The 21,573-nt window shown below is 35.9% G+C and carries 23 protein-coding genes and 4 pseudogenes; 24 read left to right on the top strand and 3 right to left on the bottom strand.

The features are described 5' to 3' along the window. The first annotated feature begins 194 nt into the window (after positions 1 to 194). The 11 genes and pseudogenes from ltrA to AAGD50_RS04570 all read left to right on the top strand — a co-directional run. Positions 195 to 1,985, top strand: coding sequence for a group II intron reverse transcriptase/maturase (gene ltrA, locus AAGD50_RS04620; RefSeq protein ID WP_264724217.1), 1,791 nt, complete (start codon positions 195 to 197; stop codon positions 1,983 to 1,985). 25 nt (positions 1,986 to 2,010) lie between these two features. Continuing rightward, entirely contained in the window at positions 2,011 to 3,096 is a 1,086-nt protein-coding gene (locus AAGD50_RS04615; protein WP_264724216.1) for a S49 family peptidase, read from the top strand. Positions 3,097 to 3,263: 167 nt separating this feature from the next. Then, the gene (locus AAGD50_RS04610; protein ID WP_264724215.1) at positions 3,264 to 3,632 is read left to right on the top strand and encodes a head decoration protein; all 369 of its coding nucleotides are present in this window, start codon (positions 3,264 to 3,266) and stop codon (positions 3,630 to 3,632) included. A gap of 51 nt (positions 3,633 to 3,683) precedes the next feature. Continuing rightward, a complete protein-coding gene (locus AAGD50_RS04605) occupies positions 3,684 to 4,688 on the top strand; it encodes a major capsid protein (protein WP_264724214.1) in 1,005 nt (334 codons plus the stop codon). A 173-nt stretch (positions 4,689 to 4,861) separates the two neighbouring features. Next, complete coding sequence (locus tag AAGD50_RS04600) at positions 4,862 to 5,167, top strand: hypothetical protein (protein WP_264724213.1); 306 nt, start codon at positions 4,862 to 4,864, stop codon at positions 5,165 to 5,167. Continuing rightward, entirely contained in the window at positions 5,168 to 5,677 is a 510-nt protein-coding gene (locus AAGD50_RS04595; protein WP_265041215.1) for a phage tail protein, read from the top strand. Next, positions 5,677 to 6,150: a hypothetical protein gene (locus tag AAGD50_RS04590; protein WP_174515620.1), complete on the top strand. Its 474-nt coding sequence runs from the start codon at positions 5,677 to 5,679 to the stop codon at positions 6,148 to 6,150. Before AAGD50_RS04595 ends, AAGD50_RS04590 begins: the two co-directional genes overlap by 1 nt. Next, a complete protein-coding gene (locus AAGD50_RS04585) occupies positions 6,137 to 6,601 on the top strand; it encodes a phage baseplate assembly protein V (protein ID WP_174515619.1) in 465 nt (154 codons plus the stop codon). The genes AAGD50_RS04590 and AAGD50_RS04585 overlap by 14 nt, the downstream gene beginning before the upstream one ends. Positions 6,602 to 6,603: 2 nt before the next feature. Then, positions 6,604 to 6,858 carry a PAAR domain-containing protein gene (locus AAGD50_RS04580; protein WP_174515618.1) on the top strand — a complete coding sequence of 85 codons (255 nt, stop codon included), beginning with the start codon at positions 6,604 to 6,606 and terminating at the stop codon, positions 6,856 to 6,858. Positions 6,859 to 6,860: 2 nt separating this feature from the next. Further along, positions 6,861 to 7,196, top strand: a complete 336-nt coding sequence (locus tag AAGD50_RS04575) for a GPW/gp25 family protein (RefSeq protein ID WP_264724210.1) — start codon at positions 6,861 to 6,863, stop codon at positions 7,194 to 7,196. A 2-nt stretch (positions 7,197 to 7,198) separates the two neighbouring features. Continuing rightward, a pseudogene (locus tag AAGD50_RS04570) lies at positions 7,199 to 7,441 on the top strand (baseplate assembly protein J); the annotation flags it as partial. On the opposite strand, the pseudogene AAGD50_RS04565 reads toward AAGD50_RS04570, so the two are convergent. Beyond that, positions 7,435 to 8,197 (bottom strand): annotated as a pseudogene (locus AAGD50_RS04565) (IS5 family transposase). The pseudogenes AAGD50_RS04570 and AAGD50_RS04565 overlap by 7 nt on opposite strands. A 49-nt stretch (positions 8,198 to 8,246) precedes the next feature. Here AAGD50_RS04565 and AAGD50_RS04560 point away from each other — a divergent pair. From AAGD50_RS04560 to AAGD50_RS04500, 13 genes and pseudogenes are all read left to right on the top strand, one after another. Beyond that, positions 8,247 to 9,137 (top strand): annotated as a pseudogene (locus AAGD50_RS04560) (major capsid protein); the annotation flags it as partial. Positions 9,138 to 9,233: 96 nt separating this feature from the next. Beyond that, positions 9,234 to 9,551, top strand: a complete 318-nt coding sequence (locus AAGD50_RS04555) for a hypothetical protein (protein WP_250120149.1) — start codon at positions 9,234 to 9,236, stop codon at positions 9,549 to 9,551. A 19-nt stretch (positions 9,552 to 9,570) separates the two neighbouring features. Then, positions 9,571 to 10,056, top strand: coding sequence for a phage tail protein (locus tag AAGD50_RS04550; RefSeq protein ID WP_370107316.1), 486 nt, complete (start codon positions 9,571 to 9,573; stop codon positions 10,054 to 10,056). After that, a complete protein-coding gene (locus AAGD50_RS04545; RefSeq protein ID WP_250120148.1) occupies positions 10,053 to 10,526 on the top strand; it encodes a hypothetical protein in 474 nt (157 codons plus the stop codon). Before AAGD50_RS04550 ends, AAGD50_RS04545 begins: the two co-directional genes overlap by 4 nt. Further along, positions 10,513 to 10,977 carry a phage baseplate assembly protein V gene (locus AAGD50_RS04540; protein ID WP_264724209.1) on the top strand — a complete coding sequence of 155 codons (465 nt, stop codon included), beginning with the start codon at positions 10,513 to 10,515 and terminating at the stop codon, positions 10,975 to 10,977. Before AAGD50_RS04545 ends, AAGD50_RS04540 begins: the two co-directional genes overlap by 14 nt. Next, positions 10,974 to 11,228, top strand: coding sequence for a PAAR domain-containing protein (locus AAGD50_RS04535; RefSeq protein WP_047759655.1), 255 nt, complete (start codon positions 10,974 to 10,976; stop codon positions 11,226 to 11,228). Before AAGD50_RS04540 ends, AAGD50_RS04535 begins: the two co-directional genes overlap by 4 nt. A 2-nt stretch (positions 11,229 to 11,230) precedes the next feature. Then, positions 11,231 to 11,566: a GPW/gp25 family protein gene (locus AAGD50_RS04530; protein WP_264375260.1), complete on the top strand. Its 336-nt coding sequence runs from the start codon at positions 11,231 to 11,233 to the stop codon at positions 11,564 to 11,566. 2 nt (positions 11,567 to 11,568) lie between these two features. After that, positions 11,569 to 12,369, top strand: a pseudogene (locus tag AAGD50_RS04525) (baseplate J/gp47 family protein). 263 nt (positions 12,370 to 12,632) lie between these two features. Then, on the top strand, positions 12,633 to 13,799 hold the full coding sequence (locus AAGD50_RS04520) for a phage tail protein (RefSeq protein ID WP_341810014.1): 1,167 nt from the start codon (positions 12,633 to 12,635) through the stop codon (positions 13,797 to 13,799). Between the two features lie 167 nt (positions 13,800 to 13,966). Continuing rightward, positions 13,967 to 14,677 carry an ankyrin repeat domain-containing protein gene (locus tag AAGD50_RS04515; protein ID WP_341810013.1) on the top strand — a complete coding sequence of 237 codons (711 nt, stop codon included), beginning with the start codon at positions 13,967 to 13,969 and terminating at the stop codon, positions 14,675 to 14,677. Between the two features lie 26 nt (positions 14,678 to 14,703). After that, the gene (locus AAGD50_RS04510) at positions 14,704 to 15,168 is read left to right on the top strand and encodes an ankyrin repeat domain-containing protein (protein ID WP_341810012.1); all 465 of its coding nucleotides are present in this window, start codon (positions 14,704 to 14,706) and stop codon (positions 15,166 to 15,168) included. Between the two features lie 4 nt (positions 15,169 to 15,172). After that, a complete protein-coding gene (locus AAGD50_RS04505) occupies positions 15,173 to 15,604 on the top strand; it encodes a DUF2924 domain-containing protein (RefSeq protein WP_341810011.1) in 432 nt (143 codons plus the stop codon). Between the two features lie 10 nt (positions 15,605 to 15,614). Then, the gene (locus AAGD50_RS04500; RefSeq protein ID WP_341810139.1) at positions 15,615 to 17,090 is read left to right on the top strand and encodes a recombinase family protein; all 1,476 of its coding nucleotides are present in this window, start codon (positions 15,615 to 15,617) and stop codon (positions 17,088 to 17,090) included. Between the two features lie 285 nt (positions 17,091 to 17,375). Here the strand turns inward: AAGD50_RS04500 and AAGD50_RS04495 are convergent, their stop codons facing one another. Together AAGD50_RS04495 and AAGD50_RS04490 are read right to left on the bottom strand one after the other, a co-directional pair. Next, positions 17,376 to 19,307 (bottom strand): ankyrin repeat domain-containing protein, encoded by a 1,932-nt coding sequence (locus AAGD50_RS04495; RefSeq protein WP_265040951.1) that lies wholly within the window; start codon positions 19,305 to 19,307, stop codon positions 17,376 to 17,378. 147 nt (positions 19,308 to 19,454) lie between these two features. Further along, on the bottom strand, positions 19,455 to 20,894 hold the full coding sequence (locus tag AAGD50_RS04490) for a hypothetical protein (RefSeq protein WP_264724095.1): 1,440 nt from the start codon (positions 20,892 to 20,894) through the stop codon (positions 19,455 to 19,457). Positions 20,895 to 21,573 lie beyond the last annotated feature (679 nt).

Below are 21,573 nucleotides of genomic sequence, written 5' to 3'. Positions count from 1 at the left end.
CTAAGTACAACGAGAAACGGTAATCATGAAACGGAGTAACTACATGAAAGCTCTTATTGTCCCTTATTTTAAGGAGTAACTAAGAAGGTAGCCAACCGCAAGCTTTCATTGTGGAAGGATTGTCCAAGAAGCTAATGCCTAGAGTAATGTCTAGGATATGCAGACGTGGACACTGTAGTTTGGAAGGTAAAGTTATGAGTAGTAGTGAATATGTTATGAACCGACAAAAAGTCAGGTATGAATGGAATGAAATTCCTTGGCGCAAGCTAGAGAAATCTTCATTTAAGCTACAAAAACGAATTTATCGAGCTTCTAAATGTAAGGATATCAAAAAGATGCATAATCTTCAGAGATTATTACTAAAATCAACAAGTGCAAGAATGCTAGCTGTTAGGAGAGTGACTCAGGATAACAGAGGGAAAAAGACTGCAGGTATTGATGGAAAAGCGAATCTTAATCAGAAAGAAAGGTTACAAGTAGCATATTCTTTAGATATAAGAAAAAAAGCAAAACCATCAAGACGGGTCTGGATTCCAAAACCTGGTAGACCGTCGGAGTATCGCCCGCTCGGTATTCCCACTATATCGTGTCGAGCAAAACAAACACTTGTTAAAATGACACTAGAACCGGAATGGGAGGCAAAGTTTGAGCCAAACGTTTACGGCTTTAGACCTGGTAGATCATGTCATGATGCCATTGAAGCTATATTTCAAACACTTATTAAGAAAACGGCATTTGTGTTGGATGCTGACATTTCTGGGTGCTTTGATAATATAAACCATCACGCATTGCTGGAAAAACTTAATACCACACCAACTTTGAAAAGAATTATAAAAGGATGGTTGAGAGCAGGGGTGATGGAAAATAGAATATTTTACCCAACTAGGTGCGGTACAATTCAAGGTGGAACAATTTCTCCATTACTGGCATGTATAGCACTAAATGGTTTGGAACAATATATTAAGGCAGAACTGAGCGATGAACTCTTTCAGTACAGAAAGAGAAAGTATAGCACAGTGTCGCAACAGTGGACAAGGCAATCTCTAAGTGTAATTTTTTACGCTGATGACTTTATTGTTTTACACGAGAGTGAAGAGATAATACTCAAGGCAAAGGATTTAATCGAAAAGTGGTTAAAAACTGTTGGATTAGAACTGAAACCTTCAAAGACAAAAATCTCCCACACGCTCAGATCAATAAATGGACAGAGACCAGGTTTTGATTTTCTAGGCTTTACTATACGACAGTACCCGACAAAACAAAATAAGATGTCATTCAAACCAATTATCAAACCAAGTCGCGATTCTATAAAACGACATGCATGGACTATCAAAAAGAAACTCAGAGAAATGCGAGGAGCACCACAAGAAGCTATAATAAGGGATCTCAATCTAATTATTAGAGGATGGTGTCAATATTATACTTCTGTAGTTTCGAGCAAGATCTTTGAATTACTGGATAGTATCATGTTCAGAAAGATTTGGAACTGGGCAGCTCGTAGACATTCAAACAAAGGAAGATGCTGGATAAAGAAGAAATACTTTGGAAGGTACATCAATGACAATTGGGTGTTTATGACAAATAAAATGAATCTTATCAAACACAGAGGTCATGCTATAAAACGGCATATCAAAGTAGTTGGAACCAAATCCCCATACGATGGTGATTGGGTATATTGGGGAAATCGTCTAAAGAAAGTACCAGACAAATCAACAAGAGTAATAAATTTATTGAAGCTGCAACATGGTCAGTGCAATCATTGTCAACTCTGGTTTAAGAATGATGATATTTTAGAAGTTCATCATAAAGACCGGAATAAAAGAAACAATATGATAAAAAACTTGTCATTGTTGCACGGGCATTGTCATGATCAATTACATAAAAGTATGCGTGACAAGCACCAAATTACAGAGGAGCCGGATGATGGGCAAACTATCAAGTCCGGTTCTGAAGTCGAGTGGGGAGAGGCGACTTTCCTCACTTAGATAACAGTAGTTTTGCGGAAATGACATGAAACAACAAGCAATGTGGCTGAACAGACCGGTAATGATGGAGCAAAGAAGTTTTGATCTATTGTCATTACAAGCAGGAAAGCAGCCGATTTTTAAAAACATAAAACATGCAGTAAGAAATAATGAAAGGGGAATAAAAGTACATGGAATCTTGACGAAGAATTCAGAGGCTTTTGACGATATTTTGGGGATGACATCGTATGAGAAGATACGTGAAGAGATAGAAAAAGCTTTAATAGATGAAGAAGTAGAAACAATAATTTTGGACATAGACAGCCCCGGAGGAGAAGTAAACGGTTTATTCGACCTTTCGGACTTTATTTACGAAGCAAGGACAAAAAAGAGGATTGTGGCGATAGCAAATGATGATGCTTACTCTGCTGCGTACGCTATAGCTTCTAGCGCTGAAAAGGTGTATGTAAGCAGAACATCGGGAGTTGGAAGCATAGGAGTAATAGCAAGTCACATTGATCAAAGTGGATTTGATGAAAAGCAAGGGATAAAATATACAACTGTTTTTGCTGGAAGTCGAAAGAACGATTTAAATCCGCATGAGCCGATAACATCAGAAAGTGTGGAAAGCTTACAAGATGAAGTAGACCGCCTATATGAGATGTTTGTCGAGCTTGTAGCAAGAAATAGGAATCTTTCCACGGAAAAAATCAAATCAACGGAAGCAGGGCTATATTTTGGTGAGAAAGCAATAGAGATTGGACTTGCTGATGAAGTGATAACATATTCTGAATTTATAGATAGGAGAAACAATATGAGTAAAGCTGAATTTAACTATAAGGGCCACACCATCGATGCTGATGAGTTAATGGAAGAATCAAAACGAATAGGTTATGAGAGGTGCCGCAAGGAAGTATTAGAGGTAATAAGATTGTGTAATTTGTCAAAGATGCCAGAGAAGATAGGAGAATTTATTGAGCAGGATGTAAACGCAAAACAAGCCCAAGAGATATTAATGTCGATACTGGCGGAGAGAACGAAGAAGACAGAGATACTGAGCACAATACCACAAAGTTCATCAGAAGATTTAATGATGCAGGTAGCAAGAACTCGAGCGCAATCTGGCATTTGAGAAATTTAGGTACCAGCAATTACAAATGCCGCGGTCCGCCAGAATAGCCAATTATAAAGTTTTTACCGCGACGTATAGCAACTTTAAACACCGCGGTAAACAAATCTTATAACCGCCGTATATAACACTAACAAAAGCGGCGGTAAAACAATTAAGGAGAAACATTTATGAGTTGTATAACTGAACAAAATAACCTTGGTGACCTATTAAAGTATGAGGCATCAAACCTATATTCAAGAGACCAAATAACAGTAGCAAAGGGGCAAAACCTTAAACTTGGTGCGGTTGTTGGTCGTGATAAAGATGATCTAATTAAAATTATAAACTTAGCGGCTACAGATGGCACGCAAACAGCAATAGGTGTGATAACAAGCGATGTAAACGCAACGGAAACCACCAAAGCAGTAATCATTACTCGTATAGCAATGCTAGCTGATCATGCGGTTGTGTGGCCAACAAATATCACTGAAGAGCAAAAAGCTGCAGCAATCAAGCAACTTGAAGCACGGGGCATCATCATTCGTAAGGAAGTTTAAAACTGCTCAACTGAAGAGCAAAACCAACTTAAAACACTAAAGGGGAAAAACATGCAAAATCCATTTACAAATCCAGCATTTAGTATGACGGAATTAACTAAAGCAATAAACATATTGCCGATAAATTATGGTCGAACAGAAAGCTTAAATTTATTTCCAAGTAGATCGGTAAGATTTCGACATATTACGATAGAAGAGCAAAACGGAGTATTGAGTTTATTACCAACGCAAGTTCCCGGAGCACCAGCAACAGTGGGAAAACGCGGAAAACGAAAAATAAGAACATTTACGATACCACATATTCCCCATGATGACGTAGTGTTACCTGAGGAAGTGCAAGGAATAAGGGCATTTGGGTCAGAGAATGAACTGAAAGCATTGGCTAACGTGGTAACAGATCATCTGGAATTGATGAGAAACAAGCACGCGATAACGTTAGAACATTTGCGAATGGGGGCGCTCAAAGGAATAATTTTAGACGCAGATGGGTCAGAGTTATTAAACCTCTACAACGAATTTGAAATTACGCCAAAAGTAGTAAATTTTGCGCTGGGAACAGCAACCACCGATGTCAAGCGTAAGTGTCTGGAAGTATTGAGGCATGTTGAGGACAACTTAAGTGGTGAATACATGACCGGGATTCATGCGCTGGTAAGTCCAGAGTTTTTTGATGCACTAACTTCGCATGCCAAAGTAAAAGAGGCATATGAGAGATGGCAAGAAGGAGAAGCACTCCGGAACGACATGAGGTCAGGATTTACGTTCTGTGGAATAACATTTGAGGAGTACAGAGGGCAAGCAACCGACCCTGAAGGAAATGTGAGAAGGTTTATAGAAAAAGACACAGGACACTGTTTTCCACTTGGTACAGCAAGCACATTTACTACTTACTTTGCGCCAGCGGACTTTAATGAGACGGTGAATACCCTTGGTCAGCCATTGTATGCAAAACAAGAGCCAAGAAGATTTGATAGAGGGACTGACCTTCATACCCAATCAAACCCTTTACCGATGTGCCACCGTCCGAGGATATTAACAAAAATCGTTGCAGCATAGAGGAGCCAAAAAGGAAAGAATGACTTTCCTCCTACCAATATAGCCACTTTGTGTGCCTTTCAAGTTTATTGCATAAAGAGGTAAAATGGTTTTTGTGGGCAGAGCAACTACAAGAAAAGAGGTATGAAAAAGCTGCTCTGCTCGAAGTAAAAGTTAATACATAAAAAGAAGACATGCAAGGAAATATTAAGAGATTATTGAAAGATTGTTTTACACATTTAGGGCAGCAAGCTTTGTATGAGTCAAAGGATAAGTCGTACATGGTGCAGATATTAAAACAGCAACCAGACAAACTCTATGGTATCGGTGAAGGACAATTTGTAGGGGAGATGGTTTTTCTCGAGGTGAGTATATTCGATGTATTGCAGCCAGTAGTAGGAGATATCTTTATTATTGGTAAGCGTAAGTACAAAGTATATTCACCACCACTTAGGGATAATTCAGGAATATTGTGGAAAATTCAAGCATCAGGGGTGTAGATGCGTATTAACATCGAAGTCACCGGTAGTATTGAAAAGGTAATACAAAGTATAGATGCTGAAAGGAAAAAAGTGGAAAAAGCGACGGTGAGGGCATTAAACAAAACAGCACTATGGGTAAGATCGCAAACTGTCAAACAAGTTAGCGAAGAAAAACAAATACCAAAAAAAGCAATGAGAAAAAAGTTAAGTGTGGATAAAGCAAATAGAAAGCGTTTGTGGTCTATAATAAAGCTTAGTTCGCAGTGGATAGGAGTAGTAAAACTTGGGAGTATAAAACAGACAAAGATAGGAGCAAAAGTAGGAAGCCGTACGTATGAAGGAGCATTTATAGCAACAATGAAAAATGGTCATATAGGAATATTCAAAAGAAGGTATACCACGTCTTTGCCAATAGATGAAATTAAAATAAACACTCATGCTCGGGAAACAATGAAAGAGTTAGTTGATAATGAAGTAGAAAGAGTATTTGAGAAGTATTTTGATCAGCAAATGAGTTATATGAAATAATGTTCTGGGGAAATTTACATCAGGCAATCTGTAATAAGCTCAGGGAAGAGATACCAGCAATACAGACATGTGAAGTGTATAGAACGGTACGTCGGGAAATAATAGCGCCAGCAGTGTTTGTAGAGCTTGCAAGTTTAGAACCAGGGAAAGATCCGGGAACAGAGGAATTAGCACTAAGAGCAAGATTTGAGGCAAGAGTGATAGTTGATGGAACAGTCGAGGATTCCTCGGTGGTTGTAAGGTCACTGGCAGCGGAAATTACAAGGGTAGTGAATAAGAATACTTGGGACGTGGAAAATGTTTCAGCAGGTGAATTTATATCAGCAGGAGGGGATGATTTTAGGCCAGAATTAGATGCATATCTAGTGTGGATGGTTGAATGGGTGCATGAAATCCATGTAGGCAAGTCAATATTTTCAGGCGGAGTTACGCCACATGTTATCGAAATAGGTAAAGCACATGTTAGACCATAATTTTGCGATTGCAGAGCTAAATAGGAAGTTAGCGAATATTATCCGTATTGGGCTTATTAAAGAAGTAGATTATGAAAAGGCAAGAGTAAGGGTAAAGGTAGGGGAATTTTTAACGGATTGGCTTCCGTGGATAACGGCAAGAGCAGGAGAAGATAGAAGTTGGTTTGCGCCGAATATTGATGAGCAAGTAGTAATATTTTCGCCATTAGGTGAACTATCGTTAGGAGTTATTTTGGCTGGAATATGGCAACAAAAATACCCTGCTCCGGAAAGCAAAAAAGAGGTAGATTGTTTTTTATTTGAAGACGGAACAAAAATATCATATGACAAGAAAAACCATCATTTGGAAGTATCTGTAGTTGATAAGATTACTTTTAGGGTTGGAGAATCAAGTGTGAAGATTACCAAGAGAGGCATAAAACTCAAAGCAAAGAGAATCGACCTTAATTAAGTATGGCTAAAGCTGTGGTTTGTATAGGGGATTATTGTAGTGGAATACCGGCACATGTTTGTATGAGTGGTAGTAACGACGTTTTTGTAAACGGTAGATCTGTGTGTCGAAAAGGAGATATCTTAACTCTAGGGGAGAAACTAACTCAGGGATCAAACAGCGTATTTGTTAATGATATTGGCATAACAAGAACCGGTGACTTGGCATCGTGTGGTTTTCATGTAATGAGTATTAGCAAAAATGTATTTGCGAGCTAACAATGAAAGGGATGAGCAAAGAAACAGGTAAAGAATTAGAAGGAATAGAACATCTGAAACAATCAATAATTGATATACTGACCACACCGATAGGATCACGTGTTATGAGAAGAGAGTATGGTTCCCGATTGTTTGAATTAGTAGATCGGCCAATAAATCGTGATTTTACGTTAGAAATTTATGCGGCAACAGCGGAAGCACTAGAAAAATGGGAAAAAAGATTTAAGTTAGAAAAAGTAAAAATTACAGAAGTGAAAGAAGGAAAGGTCAATATTTCATTAGATGGTATTTATCTACCAAATGGGAAAAATATTCATTTTGAAGGAATTGTAGTATAAAGATGGAGCAGCCAAATATTATCGAACCACTGAACTTTGAAGAGATTTTTTCGCGGATGAAAGAAGAATTAGTAAGTCGTGATGAAAGTTTTACGGCATTAGTAGAAAGTGACCCAGCAATAAAGATTTTAGAAGTAGCAGCATGGCGAGAACTTTTGCTGAGAGAAAGAATAAACGAAGCGGTAAAAAGTAATTTACTTAAGTTCGCAGGAGGAGAAGACTTAGGCAGTGTCGACATTTATTTTAACCAAAGATAAATGCCAGCAATGTGAACAAAAGACAGAAAAGCTATGGCCAATTTGTCGTAGCGTGTAGCAACTCTGCGGAAGTGCTTGATTTTGTTGAACATCCTTTCGATTAAGTTTCTCTCTTTATACAATTCTTTGTCATATTCTCTTGGTGTTTTTCTGTTGGAACGCGGTGGGATTACTGGCTCAGCATTTACAGCTTCTGCAGCCTCAATCATATAATTTGCGTCATACCCTTTATCGGCAATAAGTGCCTCCATGTTCTTGCCTTCTATCAGGTCTAAAGCTTTTACGTAATCCGATCTTTGCCCTGCAGTAACAAAGAATCTCAGTGGGTTGCCCAAAGCATCACAAGCAGCGTGTAATTTGCTTGAAAATCCTCCTTTGCACCGTCCCAGCTCTTGTTCTTGTCTACCAGTTTCCACATTTTTTTCTTGCACCAGCAGCATGTTGATGTGCCCTGATTATTGTTGAGTCTATCATGAGCCACTCTGTGTCTCCATTAACAGCTAATGTGTTGAAAATCATCTGCCAAACACCAGATTTTGCCCACCTTATAAAACGTTTATGTACACTTGACCATTTTCCATACTCAGCCGGCAATGCTCTCCATGTTGCTCCTGTTCTACCTATCCACATTATTGCAGCTACGAATCTCCTGTTATCTTTTGCGCTTCTTCCTCTATCTCCTTCCTTACCTGGCAGACTGTTTTTTATTCTCTCCCATTGCTCATCTTTTAAATCATATAGCATTCTCTTTACCTATTAATAAAGAGTACTCTATATCACTATTTTTTTTATGTCGACAAGACCTAGACATATTACCATAGAAGAACACAACGGAGTTTTAAGTTTATTACCAACACAAGTTCCAGGAGCACCAGCAACAGTGGGAAAACGAGGAAAACGGAAAATAAGAACATTTACGATTCCACATATTCCTCACGATGATGTAGTGTTACCAGAGGAAGTACAGGGAATAAGGGCATTTGGATCAGAGAGTGAACTTAAAGCGCTGGCAGACGTAATAACTGACCATTTACAGCTAATGAGAAACAAGCACGCAATAACATTAGAGCATTTGCGAATGGGAGCGCTGAAGGGAATAATTTTAGATGCTGATGGGTCAGAATTATTAAATCTGTACAACGAATTTGAAATCACACCAAAAGTAGTAAATTTTGCACTAGGAACTGCAACAACTGATGTAAAGCGTAAGTGTCTGGAAGTACTCCGGCATATAGAAGATAACTTAAGTGGTGAATATATGACAGGAGTACATGCCTTGGTAAGCCCTGAATTTTTTGATGCATTAACTTCGCATAGTAAAGTGAAAGAAGCATATGAAAGATGGCAAGAAGGAGCAGCGCTAAGGAATGATATGAGATCAGGATTTACGTTTTGTGGAATCACGTTTGAGGAATATAGAGGGCAAGCAACTGATCCTGAGGGAAATGTAAGAAGGTTTATAGAAAGAGAAAGTGGAAACTGTTTTCCACTAGGAACAGCAAGTACATTTACGACATATTTTGCACCAGCAGACTTTAATGAGACAGTAAATACACTAGGAAAACCACTCTATGCAAAACAAGAGCCAAGAAGATTTGATAGAGGGACCGATTTACATACACAGTCAAATCCTCTGCCAATGTGCCATAGGCCTGGCGTATTAGTAAAAGTCGCTATAGCATAACATACTGGTAGAGTAATTACAAGTTGGTGAGGCACAGAACGACTCTACCGGTATGCGCTTTCTTAGCATGTAAAGGTTAGTATATCAAAAAGAAATATGCAAGAGAATATTAAGCGATTATTGGAGGATTGTTTTAAGCATTTAGGAGTGGAAGCCACATATTGTAATAAAAATAAGGAGGGCATTCGTAGAATAAAAGTGCTAATTAAACGTCCTGAGACTACGTACTCTTTAGGTGCAGGTGGAGAATTAACTCAGCAAATTGCTTCTATAGAAATACGTGATCAGGACGTTACTTCCTTTAGCATAGGCGATTATATCAAGATTGAAAAAAGGTTCTACAAGATTTTTGAACCACCGTTAAAAGATTCTTCGAGTGAAATATGGAAAATTGAAGCAATAGAAAGTGTTTGATATTAAAATTAGTAACAATATTAATGAAATAGTCTACAATATTGACGAAAAAGAGCAGAAAGTAAAACTGGCAGCTATAAAAGCACTAAATAGAACAGCACTATGGCTAAAATTGAAGACAGCAAAAGAAATTAGTGAGGAAAAGAAGATAAAATTAAGTTTGATAAGAAAGAGATTAAGAATTTTTAAAGCAAAAACAAGCAGATTAGAAGTGTTAATTAGAGCAAATCTCTACGACATTAGAGCATCGACAATTGGCAAAATACAAAAAACAAGAAGAGGATCGAAAGTAGGAAAGCATGAGTTTATAGGAGGATTTGCAGCAGTTATGCCAAAAGGAAATAGCGGTATGTTTAAACGTGAAGGAAGAGCAGCATTGCCAATAAAGGAAGTTAAATTGTCACTCGAACCTGAGGCTTCAAGGATAATAGGGAATCTTGTTAATTATGAGGTTGAGGAAGTGTTTAAAAAGTTCTTTGAACGTGATATTACAAGAAATGTATGAATTTTAAAGATTTGCATAATGCAATCTGCACTACGCTGAAGAGAGAAATATCGTCTATACAGACATGTGAAATTTATCCAGCAATAAGGAAAGAATTAGTAGCGCCAGCGTTATTTGTAGAGCTTGTGAGTTTAGAATCGGGAAAAGATCCAGGGACAGAAGAATTAGCGCTGAGAGCAAGATTTGAGGCAAGGATTGTAGTTGATGGAACAGTCGAGGATTCCTCGTTAGTTGTAAGGTCATTAGCAGCAGAAGTAGCAAGAGTAGTGAACAAGAATACCTGGGAAAAGAATGTATCTCCGGCTGAATTTCTTTCTGCAGAGCCAGATGGATTGAGACCCGAATTAGATGCATATTTGGTGTGGATGGTTGATTGGAGTCATCAGCTTCATTTAGGTAAATCAGTATGGGAAGAGGGGAAAATTAAACCACATAAAATAGCAGTGGGAGAAATGCATGTTGGAAAATAATTTTGCCATTGCAGAGTTACAGAGAAAAGTAGCGAATATCATTCGTATAGGAGTTGTAAAAGAAATAGATTATGAAAAAGCAAAAGTAAGAGTGAAAATAGGAGAATTTATAACAGATTGGTTGCCGTGGATAACGAGTAAAGCAGGAAAAGATAGAGATTGGTCTCCACCAGATATCGATGAACAGGTTATGGTATTTTCTCCTCTTGGTGAACTATCATTAGGAGTGGTATTAGGAGGAATATATCAGGAAAAATACTCTGCACCAGAGAATAAAAAAGAAATAAATAGTATGAAGTTTCAAGATGGAACAAGATTGTTATATGATAAGGAAAAACATCATTTAGAGATTGAAGTAGTAGACAAAATAACACTGAAAGCTGGGGGATCAAGTATAGAAATGACAAAAAGTGGAATAAAACTGAAAGCAGAAAGGATCGACTTAAATTGAACAAAGGAATAGTGAGGTTAGGAGACTACTGTGGAGAAGCTATACCACATTTCTGCATTAGCGGAAGTAATAATGTTTTTGTAAACGGTAAGTCAATATGTAGACAAGGAGACAGTTTTAGTGAAGGAAGAGCATTAACTGAAGGATCAAAAACAGTGTTTGCAAATGGTCTTAGTGTAGGAAGAGTAGGAGATATAGTTTCATGTGGGTTTAAAGTAATAAAAGGCAGTGAAAGCGTCTTTGCAAAATAGAAATGAAGGGTATGGATGCTAAAACAGGAAAGACGTTAGAAGGAATAGAGCACTTAAAGCAGTCGATAATTGATATACTGACTACTCCGGTAAACAGTAGAATCATGAGGAGAGATTATGGGTCTAGGCTATTTGAATTAGTGGATAAACCAATCAGTAGAGATTTAACTATGGAAATCTATGCAGCAACAGCAGAAGCTTTGGAAAAATGGGAAAAGAGATTTAAGTTAGAAAAAGTAAAAGTTGAAGGAGTAAAAGAAGGGAGAGTAACATTGAATTTAGAAGGTGTCTATCTTTCAGAAGGTAAGTTCATAAATATTAATGGAGTAGTTGTTTAAAAATGCAGCAGCCAAATATTATCGAACCACTGAACTTTGAAGAGATTTTTGCTCGGATGAAAGAAGAATTAATAAGTCGAGATAAAAGTTTTACAGCACTAATTGAAAGTGACCCAGCGATAAAGGTATTAGAAGTAGCAGCATGGAGAGAGTTGTTACTCAGAGAAAGAATAAATGAAGCTGTAAAAAGTAATTTACTAAAATTTGCAACAGGAGAAGATCTTGGTAATTTAGCTGAATTTTATGGAGTAGAGAGGCAGAAAGAAGAAGATGACGAACGATTTAGAAAGAGGGTAAAAGCAAAAATAGCAGGTTGGTCAACAGGAGGAAGTAAGGAATATTATAAATATCATGCACTGTCAGCAGATAGTAGAGTAAAAGACGCACTAGTGGAATCACCTATACCAGGAAAAGTACAAATTTCAATCTTATCAACATAATTATCCACAACTGGCATAGCGTTAGAAGAGTTACTAGAAATTGTAAAAAAGCAGGTTACTAGAGATGATATAAGGGTTTTAACCGATACAGTAACAGTAATTGGCTGCAATATTATGGAAATAGATATCCACAGCAGAATGAGCATAAGTCCTGTAATATCAGAGGAGGAAATCAAGAAGCAGTTTATTGAGAAGTTTGAATTAGCAAAAAGATTAGGGTGGAGTGTAACAAGATCGTGGATAATAGCGAATCTATTTGTAGAGGGTGTAGAAAACGTAGAATTAATAGAACCAAAAGAGGATGTTGTGGTATTGGGGAATGAGTGTGCAGTGCTTGGCCACGTCAAGTTAGATAGGATTTAAAACGTATTTTTTTTGTTTTGTGCCAGTGAGGGGATTGCGTGCAATAAGTGGTTTAAGGTTTACTGGATCCAATGTTAGGGAGACGAAAGTATTGATTTTCTTCCAGAAGTTGTAACTTGTTTTTTAAAGTATGGATAATATGGTCAAATATTATGGAGAGTGTTTTCGATATTAAGAACATCTTTATTTTTCTGCAATGATCTCTTGGTTACTCATAAGCTACCTAAATAAAGGAAATTAAAGCAACTTGAAAGAAAAGACAAATGAAAAGTTTATTACCGCCAAACGCAACAAAGCAAGAGCAAGCACTGGTTAATGCAATCGATTATAAAGTTGATCCAAGCAGGATAAGAGGATTTAAATTTAGCCTAGGGGAAAAAATATTGCCGTGGTTGATTGAGGAATATGGTTTAGAAGAGATACTGCGTTGGGTAAAAGATAGAAGAAAAGCCGTAATAGAAGGAGTAAAATTTCAAAGACTGCGAGGAACACCTAAATCACTTAAAATAGCACTCAAGTGGGCAAATATAGAAGACATTACAATCATCGAAGAACCACCCGGTAAACACTTTTTTGAGTTGCAAGTAGGGATAAAAGATGTTCCAAATAACTTTTTTGTAGATGCAATTGTGGAACTTGCAAAACTATCACTACCAGCAAGATCGCGGCTAATGAGGATTTTCAATGACCACTACAACGTTGATAGGTTTATTTTAGATGAAAGCTTTTTTGGAAGTTTGTTATCGGATTACTCAGGGATAAAAATTGAAAAAGATGGAGCAGTATTATCGTTTGGAAGAGTAAATTTTTTCAGGTCTAGTGGTCCAGTTATTAGGATTATAGAAAACTATCTACGCGATCATTATGAACGAGCTTTAAGCAATGATATATATCGCCTAGATGTAGCAATCCTTGGAGAAACCGAGCCTCACACAAAGAATTATAACGGTATTTATGAAAGAAATCATTTGTGGTACAACTTAAAAGCACTATATCCATTACCACAAAGTTTATTACCAGCAATTAAGTTTGTCAAAGCACAGATTGTACTGTCAGATAGCTGGAAATTAGGAGAAATAAATAGCTGTTTTCCTCTTTGTTATCAAGAAGAGATAGGAGGCATACTTTTCCTTGGTAATGATAAACTTTCTGATCAGCTATGGAACTTGGAATACAAACCAATTTTGGAAAGATTTAATATCAGCTATGAATATGAAGCAAAGAATCTTACTGATCAAAAGGTTGCGAAAGCTAATTTAACGGAATATCACGTTAGTTGCGAAAATGATAGAAGTTCAGGAAAAGAAGATTCGATACACGAATTAGAAAATTACATTTTAGTGTTTTATCCAGGAGTACTGAAATGGCACGAACATCGACATTTGCACAGAAGTTGGAAAAATAGTCAAGCAATATGTATAATAAGTTAAATACTTATATTTAGATCCTCATATATTATATTAATAATAGGTAAAAGTGTATGAAATAAAAAGAAAAAGACTTGCTTTCTCATGCTAAAAAGGACATGACTTGAATAGCAGCAGGTAAATATAAGAAATTTGTCTGGCGCTAGAAAAGCTAGTTTTGTGAGGTAAGTATGAAGTTTAGCAAAGAATCTTTTAGTAAGTTTTTTAAAGAAGTATCAAGTAACGATATTAATAAAAGAAATGAAGAAGGAGAGACGATATTGCACCAAGCAGTAGAAATCTCTGATTACAAAACAGTGAGATTATTAATAAAAAAAGGAGCAGAGGTAAATGCAAGAGATAAAAATGGTTATACGCCACTACACTGTGCAGTATTTGCGAAAAGCTTAGAAAATGTAAAAGTGCTGCTAAGGTCGGGAGCAGAAGTAAATGCCACTCAATATGTCAGTGGATGTACGCCACTGCACTCTGCATGCAAAATAGGAGGAGCAGGAGTTGAAATAATAAAAGAGCTAGTAAAAGCAGGGGCTGAAATTAATCAACTGAATAAATATGGCGCAACACCAATGTACTATATCTGGGAAAGTGAAAAGTATTCTCTGTGTGATAGAGAAGAGAGTGAAAAGGCAAGTAAATTTTTAAGAGAAAAAGGTGGAATAACAAAAAGTAGAGAACTGACGTGCTATGGAATAGAGGGGCTAGTAGGAGAAATAGCAGACATGTTGAATGGAAGCTACATGCCGGAGCTAAAAATAATAGAGATAGGAGAAATAAGGAAGAGAGACAAATCGCTAATAAAGAAAGAATGTCAAAATTTAGCAAGCAAGATAATGAGCAAAGTGAACGAAATGATAGATGAGGGGGTGAGAAGGAAGGCTTAAAATTTAAAGAAAAGGTGGGGTAAGTTATGGTAAAGCTCGGTAAAAAAGAGGAGTCACTATTAGAGAACTCGTTTAAAAATATTTATGAAAGAGACAAAAGGGGAAGAACAGCTCTACATTATGCGATAGACGCAAAAACAGTGGAGTTATTGGTCGAAAAAGGAGTGAATGTGAATGCAGCAGATTTAGGAGGTTATACAGCACTACACTTAGCGGTAACGGAGAAACGTCTAGAAACCGTGAGAGAACTGATAAAGTCAGGAGCAAATGTTAATTCTGAAGAGTATGGCAGTAAATGCACACCGCTACACCTTGCATGTATGGTAGGTGAAAAAGAAATAGTGGAGGAGTTAGTAAAAGCTGGAGGAGAAATAGAACAAGCAGATAAATTTGGAATGAAAGCAATGGATTATGCGAAAAATAGCAAAGAAGTAACCAAGGTGTTGAAGAAAGAAACAGACAGAATTGAGAAGCTATTTATGAAGGGCTAAAAATATGGAGAAAGAAATAGAGAAGAAAGTAATGAATTTAGGGATAAAACCTTTGGGTGAGCTGAGAAAAATATGGAAGAAGGTGTATGGAGAAGAAGCGCCTAGATACTCAAAGAAATATCTGATACCGAGGCTAGCATATAGAATACAGGAGGAAGCGTATGGAGAAATGTCAAGAAAAGGAGCAAAAAGACTAGAGTATCTAGCAGATCGACTAGAGAAGGGAAAAAGAATAAGTAGCGATAAATTACCAGTAGAAGGGACAGAGCTAATATTAGAAAGAGGAGAAGAGACGCATGCAGTAATGGTAACAGATAAGGGTTTAATCTACAGAGAAGAATTTTTCACATCATTATCAGCAGTAGCCGGAAAAATAATGGGAATGAGCTACAATGGGCCTTTATTATTTGGAATGCGTGATAAAAATGAAAGTTGAAGAGAATAAAATGCTAAAAGAGGTAAGATGTGCGATATATACGAGAAAGTCAAATGAAGATGGCCTAGAGCAGAAGTTTAACAGTTTAGATGCGCAGCGAGTAGCATGTGAAAAGTACATCAGGAGCAAAGAGGGCTGGGTAGCATTGGCAAAAAGGTACGATGATGGTGGGTATTCAGGAAAGAATTTAGAAAGACCAGCAATAAAGGAATTATTTGAAGATGTTAAAGGAGGAGAGATAGACTGTGTAGTAGTATATACGCTCGATAGGCTCTCAAGAGAAACAAAAGACAGCATCGAAGTAACGTCATTTTTTAGAAGGCACAGAGTAAATTTTGTAGCAGTAACGCAGATATTTGACAATAATACGCCAATGGGAAAGTTTGTACAAACGGTATTATCAGGAGCAGCACAACTAGAAAGAGAGATGATAGTAGAGAGAGTAAAAAATAAAATAGCAACATCAAAAGAACACGGACTATGGATGGGAGGAACTTTGCCGCTTGGATATGATGTAAAAGATAAAGAATTAATAATAAATGAAAAAGAAGCGAAAATAGTAGGGCACATATTTGAAAGATATTTGGAGTTGAAGTCAATGGCAGAGTTGGCAAGAGAGTTAAATAGAGAAGGTTACAGAACAAAATCAGATATCTTTAAGAAAGCGACGGTGAGAAGAATAATAACAAATCCAATATATATGGGAAAGATAAGACATTATGAGAAAGAGTATGAAGGAAAGCATGAAGCAATAATAGAGGAAGAAAAATGGCAAAAAGCGCAGGAATTGATAAAGAATCAACCATATAGAAAAGCAAAATATGAGGAAGCATTGCTTAGGGGAATAATTAAGTGCAAGAGCTGTGGTGTAAATATGACACTAACGTATGCAAAAAAAGAAAATAAAAGGTACCGATATTACGTGTGCAATAACCATTTAAGGGGAAAAGGTTGTGAATCAATAAACAGAACTATAGTAGCGGGAGAGGTGGAAAAAGAAGTAATGAGAAAGACAGAGCAGCTATATGAAAAATGGGGAGAAGAATGGAAAAATTTAAGTTTCAGAGAACAGAAAGAAGTAGTGAAAAAGTTAATAAAGGGAGTAATGGTAAAAGAAGATGGAATAGAAGTATGTTCTGAATCAGAGGAAAAATTTATACCAATGAAGAAGAAAGGAAACAAATGCACAGTAGTAGAGCCAGAAGGAAAAACAAATAATGCGCTACTGAAAGCAGTGGTGAGAGCCCATTCCTGGAAACGTCAACTAGAGGAAGGAAAATATGGGAGTGTGAAGGAGCTGAGCATTAAAATTAATATAGGTACAAGACGTATACAGCAAATTTTAAGGTTGAATTATTTAGCACCAAAGATTAAGGAAGACATAGTCAATGGGAGACAGCCAAGAGGTTTGAAGCTATCTGATTTGAAAGAAATACCGATGTTGTGGAGCGAGCAATTGGAGAAATTTTATGGATTAGCAATGTAACGTTTATAAAAGTAACAATATGAAAAAACATCGAAAAAAGTATGTGCCAGAAAATTAAAAAAGGTTATTACAAAAGGAGCTACTGCAAAGGGCCACACAAAAAGATGCTGAAATTGATATAGAAAAGTAAGTCAATGTTACAGAATCAATTATGCGAAAAATATCAATATAAATAATGAAGATTTTAGCATACTGGATGCAACAATGGTAGAAAATGATCCAAAATCTATAAATTATAGTAGTTTATATTTAAATAATAATCTTTAACCTTTATGGCAAATTAATCTACCTAGCCCTAGAATCATAAGTTCTTCTTAACTCTTCACGTCCTGTCCATTTGTTGTTAGACTCGCTTATTACTTCAGGACGCATTAATCCACCAGATCTAGCAAAAACACCTTGATCTATAGCTTCAATAACCGATAAACCTCCCAATAAGCAATTTTGCCCTATTTCTTCATGACTTGCTATTTCTTCAAATAGATCTTCATCGCTCACTTCTACTCTTATCAATTTTTTATTGTTCTCATCAGGATATAATCTAACTTCTAATTCTCCTAAACTAGTATAAAAAGTTAATACTATACCGCTGCCTTCTGTAAGGTCTGTGTAATTCCTTTTGCCATCTTCAGTTTTAATTTCTACTTCACTATTGCCGATCTTTACTATATTTCTTCCACATTTTACATCTCCATCGGTTAGACCTAAATCCCTTACCCCATCTGTTATCTTTATAATGTCTATTTTACTATCTTTAGAATATTCTAAGTAAAAAACGGAGTTGTCTATTCTTGCATCTTTTAGCTCGCTATTGGTTGCACTTTTTGCGATTTCAATAAACTTATGAGAATTGCTAACATAATCTATATAAGCTTTTTTTAGGTTAGTTTTATGCTCTTTAAATTCTGATGTCAGTGTGTTAGCATCAACTGTATTACCAAACACTGCCCCTTTTGATACTAATTGACATATTATACTACTAGAAACTTTAGGATTTTTTTCCAACTCACTGATTTTTTTCATCACATAATCGGTAAAAGTGTACTCATTACCTGAAAAGAAATCTTGTGAAAGAGAATAGTTTAATCGTACACCAGACTTTATAGCATCGTTTACAATCTTTTCAAGTTCAGCCATGTTTTGAGCTCGAAATACCTTATCAGAAAACTTATTTAACTTCTCCTTTTGATTTGAAGTTAAATTAACGAGTAATTTACTGGCCTGTCCTTCCTTTTGCTGACGATAAATATTTATAGCATAATCTAATGCTCCTGCTTCTAAAAATATCTTTCTTAACTCTTGAATAAGACCTTCATTGTCCCAAGAAAAACGATCAACATACGAAAACACTTTTGATCCACCCATTCCTTGCCGAATATTTAGCACCACTTTTAGGTCTGAATCTCTTTTATGCTTACTTAAAAACTCCTTTAAATTTTGAGTGCAGTCTGAATCGAGTACAAGTAAGTCATACAATTCTGCATTTAACTTTTTCTGTTTATCAGTTAAAAATAATTCTTCAATATCATAGCAGAGGTTATTAGTTGCTATTTGTTGTGGAGTTCTCCCCTTTCTACTTGTTATATTAGGGTTAGCTCCTTTCAAGAGAAGAGAGTTTGCATTATCGTAATGACCTTTAGCAGCAGCAAGGTATAGTGGTGTTTTTCCTTTATTATCTTGTATGTTAGGATCTGCACCTGCTTCTAAGAGTAAATCTATAGCCTGATTTCCTGTGCGACGAAATCCACCAATATTTGCTCCTGCAATCGCATGCAATACTGTTGATTGAGATTCTCCTCTTCTTAGGTTAAGAATTACTTTTAAATCTTTATTGTTTTTATTATCATGTAAAAATTCTTCAAGGGGCTCAGTATTATCAAATGAACCACAGTTAGAAGCTAAACATTTTAGAGCACTAAGTAACTTTTTGTTTAAATTTTTTTGACTTGGCGTAAGATCGTGATCTAGAGCAAACCAAACACAAATCTGTTCACTTAATCCAAGTTTGCTATCTATCAAAGATGATGGTTCATTATAATTTCTAACTGATGGTAAATCTCCTGAGTACCACATATCATTCATCAGTTCATTTAATAAATGCTCTTTAGATGATAAATGTTCTATAATGGATTCATATTCGAAATCATATAGTTCTGATTTGGATTTTGGTTTTAGTAAATTGATGATAGATTTTACTATCCCAGTAGACTCACTCATACTTACCCCTTAAGCTAAGATATATGATATATTGTATGCGATATGTAACATTAAGTCAATAACCATAATCTTTTTACTACTTATGTCGTTTGTTAAGTTTTTATGGTGAGTAATATAAGATCTTTAGACAATCAAGCAGTTTAGCATTTACCCTACAGTACGGCTTGTTGTCTGTTTTGAATTTGTTACTATCTCACACCAACTATTTTTTTTCTTTTCATTAGATAAGGTAATTTTTTCAGAAGATTGACGTAGTGTTTCATGTTTTTCAAAATATCCTCGTTTAATCGCATCATGTACTGAATATCCACCAAGTAAGCAATTTTCTCCTATTTCTTCCTTATCTTTTAATTGATCAAGTTTCTTCTTGTCATCGTCACTTATCTTTACTTCAATTTTATTGTTGTCTTTATCACTAGAACGTAGATGAATACTAATCTTTCCTACTTCAGTAGTAAAAGACATTTCAATGCCACCTTCTAAAACGTCTGTATAATTTCTTTTTCCTCCTACATTTTCAACTCTTACTATACTCTTTCCAACATGAAATATATGATGTCTAAAACTTAAATCTTTCACTTTTGGATTATTTATAACTTTTGCAACCTCAACAGTGCTATCTTGCGAATATTTTACATAAAAATATCCATTATCCATTTCTACGTGTAAAGCTTTGCCTTGGGCACTACTGTTTATAATACCTTCATCTGCTACACTTTTTAGCTTGTTATCGATTTCTTCACATTCTGCAAAAATCTCATAACTGAACCCATAAGTTGCATACAATAACTTATCATCATAAAAGGAACTGCATTTTACTCTTCCACCTTTTAATAGTAAATTACTCATGATATTGCGTATAATACCTATATTTTTATCATCTGATACACCCTCGTAGGCAGGAATATCTCTTATTCCCTTAGAAACTAAACTTGTTATAGTCTCACTATCGTCTGATAAACTCTCATAAGGTGGTAATCCCTTATGCTGTCGTATTCTATCAGGGATATTTCTTATTTCCTTAAAAATTAAACTTGTTATAGTATACTTATCATCGTTATATTTTGAATTGAGTCTTATCCCTTTTTGCAAATATTTATTTGTTATGCACTCTATACGCTCTAAAGCAGTGTTTGTAAAATTTTCATGCTTATCCCTATAACCTTGATCATTTTTTGCTACTACATCTTTTAACTCTTTACGAAATTCATCAATTAGACTTCTCTCACTTTCAGTCAGTGGTAGATCTAGCTTAATTAAAGCAGAGTCTCTTGGACTAATAGGGTAATTTTTCCAATATAAATCAATATCATCAGTTTTACTCTGATACGACAATGTATGTTTTACACATGTGTCAACAGCCTCCCTAGTTTCATGTCTCTGATCAAGGTCATAACATTCCGAACGATTACTTATTCCTTGGAAAAACAAACTATAATCACCTAAATCTGCTACGTCATTTTCAGGAGTTGGTCCCTCATTGCTATTACGCTCAATTTTTGAATGCCATGGCTCAGTATTTAATTCCTCTCCTAGCTTTTGTTCACTGATAGATTCTACAACATATTTTACTGACTCTGTAACCATACTACCTCCTAGCCTAGATATAGAATATATTATGTACAATATATAATATTGGTCAAGCTAATTTCAACACAATCTTTTTACTACTCATATTTTTGTTAAGTTTTTATGGTGAGTAACAATGGAGTATATAGAGAGGTTAAAAGTTGCTTATGACTCCAAATTCGAGCTAATTTTACTATAAATCAACATGGTTAAGACCTATACTTGATATCACTACTATAAGAGCATGATGAATTATACTTTAAAGGAGTACGGAAACTGCTGAAGCTTATACAGTAACCTGCGGAGCCACTTCAGCAGAATAAACAAACACATGCCAGTATTAGTAGAGAATTATTTATAAGTCAACTAACTTTTTCAAAAAATATTTTAGTGAAGATACCATGCTAGCTAAAGAATTGAATTATTGACTCTTCCTAAGATTGCAAAAAAGGTCGTATATTTGTGAGAACAAGCCGCGTAAAAATAAGGTTATAAAAATAGAAGATTTAAATTATTTCAATAAGCTTAGGCAAAAAAGTTCGTATGTGGATATGGATGAAATGGGCTAATATAGCTAGTTTTAGCGTATAGTTAAATTGTTATATTAAAAAGTTCGTATGGTACATATGGTAGACCATGCCATCCCAAGAAAAACACTTCTCACCGCCCTTCGTTTTTAGTGCTGAAAATGGTTATT

Origin of the sequence: Wolbachia endosymbiont (group A) of Apotomis capreana (assembly GCF_964027025.1) — a bacterium.
Lineage (GTDB): Bacteria > Pseudomonadota > Alphaproteobacteria > Rickettsiales > Anaplasmataceae > Wolbachia > Wolbachia pipientis.
The sequence above is the reverse complement of the archived record's forward strand: the minus strand, read 5'-3'. Positions and strand labels throughout refer to the sequence as shown.